This window comes from Mesorhizobium sp. M7A.F.Ca.CA.001.08.2.1 (genome assembly GCF_003998455.1).
Taxonomy (GTDB): Bacteria; Pseudomonadota; Alphaproteobacteria; order Rhizobiales; family Rhizobiaceae; genus Mesorhizobium; species Mesorhizobium ciceri.
Map to the genome: position 1 here is coordinate 1 of NZ_RZPW01000497.1, position 4,707 is coordinate 4,707.

Here is a 4,707-nt window from a genome sequence, read left to right on the forward strand (position 1 = left end):
CTACGTGCTGCGCACCGCCGCTTTGGGCGCCGGCGCCAGGACCGCGAAGGCCTGACAAGGTGAATTTTGGGGCGGCGAGAGCCGCCCCAAAACCTACCCGAGCATCTCGGCCAATCTGCGCACCGTGTTCCAGTTGCGCGACGTGCCCGTGCCCATGCGCTTGTGATTCATCGCCGCAAGCAGCCGCGAGCTTGGCCTCTCGCGCGAAAAGACGACCCAGATGTCGCCGCCGACCGAAGTCACTTTTTCATCCTCGCCGGCATAGGCCTGGAGCCCCGTCACGGCCTCCACGGGCGCAGGCTTGCGCATCACCCGTACGGCCACCTGATCGCCTGCTTTGGCCGAATCGGCCGGGAACGGATTGCCGGCGGCAAGCTTCAGCCAGTCCTCGGCACCACGCACGATGATGTCGACATGGCGGCCGAAGGTTTTTTCGAAGGCTGCCTCCAGCCGCTGTTCAAGGTCGGCAATATCAGTTGCCGGCGCCTCGAAGACCAGATTTCCGGTCGCCACCAGGGTTCGCGGGTTCTTCAGCCCGAGATCTTCCGCCATGGCCTTGAGGTCGGCCATGACGACCCGGCGGCCCTCGCCCAGAATGATGCTGTAAAGCAGCGCGACATAGGTCTGCATGGCCGACCGGCTACACCAGCCGGCTCTGCTCCACCGCCGCCTCGATGAAACTGGCGAACAGCGGATGCGGTTCGAGCGGCCGGCTTTTCAGTTCCGGATGATACTGCACGCCGATGAACCAGGGATGGTCGGGATACTCGACTGTTTCCGGCAGCACGCCGTCGGGCGACATGCCGGCGAACACCAGGCCGCAATCCTCAAGCCGCTCCTTGTAGTCGACATTGACCTCGTAGCGGTGGCGATGGCGCTCGGAAATCTGCGTGTCGCCATAGATTTCGGCGATCTTGGAACCCTTGGCGAGCTCGGCCTGATAGGCGCCGAGCCGCATCGTGCCGCCGAGGTCGCCGGTTTCGCGGCGCTTCTCCAGCATGTTGCCTTTCAGCCATTCGGTCATCAGGCCGACGACCGGTTCCTCGGTCGGACCAAACTCGGTCGAAGACGCATGCTCGACGCCGGCCAGCGACCGCGCCGCCTCGATGCAGGCCATCTGCATGCCGAAGCAGATGCCGAAATACGGCACTTTTCGCTCACGCGCGAACTTCGCCGCCAGGATCTTGCCTTCCGAGCCGCGCTCCCCGAAGCCGCCGGGAACCAGGATGCCATGCACCTTTTCCAGCCACGGCGTCGGATCCTCCTTTTCGAAGATCTCCGATTCGATCCAGTCGAGCTTGACCTTGACGTGATTGGCCAGGCCGCCATGCGACAGCGCCTCGATCAGCGATTTGTAGGCGTCCTTGAGGCCGGTATATTTGCCGACAACGGCGATGGTCACCTCGCCTTCCGGATTGTGGATGCGGTTGGACACCGCCTGCCACGGCTCCATGCGCGGCTTCGGCGCCGGATCGATGCCGAAGGCGGCCAGGACTTCCGAATCGAGCCCTTCCTTGTGATAGGCCATCGGCACGTCGTAGATATGCGGCACGTCGAGCGCCTGGATCACGGCACTTTCGCGCACATTGCAGAACAGCGACAGTTTTCTGCGCTCTTCCTTGGGGATAGCGCGGTCGGCGCGGACCAGCAGGATGTCCGGCGCGATGCCGATGCCGCGCAGTTCCTTGACCGAATGCTGAGTCGGCTTGGTCTTCAGCTCACCGGCCGTCGGGATATAGGGCATCAGCGTCAGATGCACGTAGACGGCATTGTTGCGCGGCAAGTCGTTGCCGAGCTGGCGTATAGCCTCCAGGAACGGCATCGCCTCGATGTCGCCGACCGTGCCGCCGATCTCGCACAGCACGAAATCATAGTCGTCATTGCCGTTGAGGACGAAATTCTTGATCTCGTCGGTGACGTGGGGGATGACCTGCACGGTGGCGCCGAGATAGTCGCCGCGCCGCTCGCGCTCGATGATGTTCTTGTAGATGCGGCCGGTGGTGATGTTGTCCTGCTGGTTGGCGGAGCGGCCTGTGAAGCGCTCGTAATGGCCAAGATCAAGATCGGTTTCCGCACCATCGTCGGTGACGAAAACCTCGCCATGCTGGTACGGCGACATCGTCCCCGGATCGACATTGAGATAGGGATCGAGTTTTTTGATGCGTGCGCGATAGCCTCGCGCCTGCAGGAGAGCCCCAAGGGCCGCTGCGGCAATGCCTTTTCCAAGTGAGGAAACCACGCCGCCTGTGATGAATACATATCGCGCCATGGGAGTCATCGCTTAACGCGGCCGGATTGATTCCGCCAGAGAAAAAACCACCGCGAAGGTTTTTTCCCAAGAAGGCGCTCGGATCGTGAATAGGGCAAAACAAAAGGGCCGGCTGAGCCGGCCCCTTTCGGCAGGATGACGAAAACGTCAGATGATGACGACCTTGGTGCCAACCCTGACGCGGCTGTAGAGGTCCATGACGTGCTCGTTGATCATGCGGAAGCAGCCATTAGAGGCGCTGGTTCCGATCGACTGCGGCGCGATGGTGCCGTGGATGCGCAGATGCGTGTCCTTCTTGCCGTCATAGAGATAGATGGCGCGGGCGCCGAGCGGATTCTGGCCACCGCCAGGCATGCCGTCCTTATACTGGCCGTAATGCTTCGGCTCGCGCTTCTGCATGTCCAGCGTCGGGATCCAGCGCGGCCATTCCTGCTTGTCACCGACCGCGACCGTGCCCTTGAACTGCAGGCCCTCGCGACCGACCGCAATGGCGTAGCGCCGCGCGGTGGAAGATGATTCGACGAGGTAAAGGCGCCGCGCGCTGGTGTCGATGACGATGGTGCCGGCATCGTAACCAGTGAATTCCACGTCCTGCGGCACGAATTCCGGCTTCACCTTGAACTGCTTCTTGGCCTCCCTCTTGGCGAGAGCCTGATCGAGAGCCCGCGTCTCGGGAAGATAGCTTATCGAGGAGCCGGACGACGTCCCGCCGAAAAGGCCGGCGAACAGGCCGCCGCCGCTCGGCTTCTTCTGGCCGATGACTTCGCTGCGCAGTTCGCCATTGTTGCCGGTCAGGGCGACGTTCATGGCCTCCGCCGGAAGCGGCTCGGCCGACTGGATCGGCGCTATCGGTTCGATAGGCTCGATGATCTTGGCAGCCTGCTTCTTGGCCGGCTTGGCATTGGCCACCTCGGTTGCCGGCGCGCTCTTGCCCTTCTTGGCAAGGAACGCCTGCCGTTCCGCGTCGGCCTTGGCCTTTGCCGCCTCGCGCATTGCCAGCTTCCTGGCTTCGAGCGCCTTGGCTTTGGCGGCTTCCTTGTCGGCAACGATTTTGGCCTCGATCTTCTTGATCTGGGCGAGGTCGTCGGGCGTCGGGTTTTTCTTCTTCTTGAGAAGCTTCAATTGCGACGCATCACTCTTGACGGCGACGTTGATGGCAGAAGTTGTTTCAGCCGAAGGCTGTGCGGCCATATTGGCCGGAACGCCTGCGAAAGCGGGGGAACTCACGCCGAGTGCGGCGCAAAGTCCCAGGAAAATGAAGCTGCGAAGCTGCATGGCGAAGATCCGATCGTTCTATGCTTGTTGCCACGGCGTCGCCCAGCGCCCCCCAAGGGCGCCGGAAATGCCGCGTGCAATCTATAGTCGAATAAGCGCGGCCGCCTCAAGCGTGGGGCCATGCCTCACCCCGTCGAATCTTCGTGATCTCGCTGCATTTGCCGCGACTGTGTTCAAACGACCACAGATCGCGGTTCAGGCACCGAGGACTACTGGTTTGGAACCTGCGGGGTCGCCGGTGCGGCGGGAGCCGTGCCGTTGGTCGCCGGCGGCGTCGAGCCGGCGGCAGGCGCAGTGGCCGGGGCAGTCGCAGGAGCCGAAGCATCGTTGCCGGAAGGCGTCGTCGGCGTGGTGGTGCCCGCGGGCGCCGGAGTTGTGGTTCCAGGCAACTGGTTGAGCACGCCTTTGCCGGCGCCGTCCGAGGTCGCCGGCACGCGGTCCAGGATATCGATCGGCTTTTCGCCGTAGCGGGCGACGATCGACAGGGTCAAGGAGGTGGCGAAGAAGGCAGCCGCCAGGATCGCCGTCGCACGCGTCAGCGCATTGGCCGCACCACGCGCGGTCATGAAGCCGGACCCGCCACCGATGCCGAGGCCACCGCCTTCGGAACGCTGCAGCAGCACCACGCCGACAAGGGCGAGCACGACCATGAGATGGATGACGATCAGTACGGTTTCCATAGTTTATCCTGGCAAGGCCTTGCCCGGCCGCGGACACGACCGGTGAATTGGAGGCGGCTCAATACAATGCTTTGACGGCATTTCCAAGCCCGTGGCCGGAATATGGGAAGCAACCCGTCCTTTGCAACGATTTCGTGCACCGGAAGCCCTGTCCGGCGGGGAAAATGTCTTCAAGCAATATTGCGATAGGCCTCGGCGATGCCGAGAAAGTCCGCCGCTTTCAGGCTGGCGCCGCCAACCAGCGCGCCGTCGACATTCCTGACGCCGAGCAGTTCGACCGCGTTGGAGGGCTTGACCGAGCCGCCATAGAGAATGCGCACCTTCGCCGCGACGCCGCCGAGCTTTTCCGACAGCTTTTCGCGGATATGTGCGTGTGCCGCAGCGACGTCGGCCGCCGTCGGCGTCAGGCCGGTGCCGATCGCCCATACCGGCTCATAGGCAATGATGGTGTTGGACGGGGTGGCGCTTGGCGGGACCGAGCCC

Annotated in this window: 5 protein-coding genes; all 5 read right to left on the reverse strand. The window is 63.1% G+C overall.

What is annotated here, in order from left to right:
• Positions 1-93: 93 nt before the first annotated feature.
• A complete protein-coding gene (locus EN914_RS24680) occupies positions 94-630 on the reverse strand; it encodes a DUF1697 domain-containing protein (protein WP_024503330.1) in 537 nt (178 codons plus the stop codon).
• A gap of 10 nt (positions 631-640) precedes the next feature.
• Positions 641-2,269: a CTP synthase gene (locus EN914_RS24685; RefSeq protein ID WP_024503331.1), complete on the reverse strand. Its 1,629-nt coding sequence runs from the start codon at positions 2,267-2,269 to the stop codon at positions 641-643.
• A 147-nt stretch (positions 2,270-2,416) separates the two neighbouring features.
• The gene (locus tag EN914_RS24690; RefSeq protein ID WP_024503332.1) at positions 2,417-3,544 is read right to left on the reverse strand and encodes a L,D-transpeptidase; all 1,128 of its coding nucleotides are present in this window, start codon (positions 3,542-3,544) and stop codon (positions 2,417-2,419) included.
• Between the two features lie 209 nt (positions 3,545-3,753).
• The gene (gene secG, locus EN914_RS24695; RefSeq protein ID WP_024503333.1) at positions 3,754-4,224 is read right to left on the reverse strand and encodes a preprotein translocase subunit SecG; all 471 of its coding nucleotides are present in this window, start codon (positions 4,222-4,224) and stop codon (positions 3,754-3,756) included.
• Between the two features lie 170 nt (positions 4,225-4,394).
• On the reverse strand, positions 4,395-4,707 hold a 313-nt coding region (locus tag EN914_RS24700; RefSeq protein WP_206527229.1), incomplete at its 5' end, for a triose-phosphate isomerase.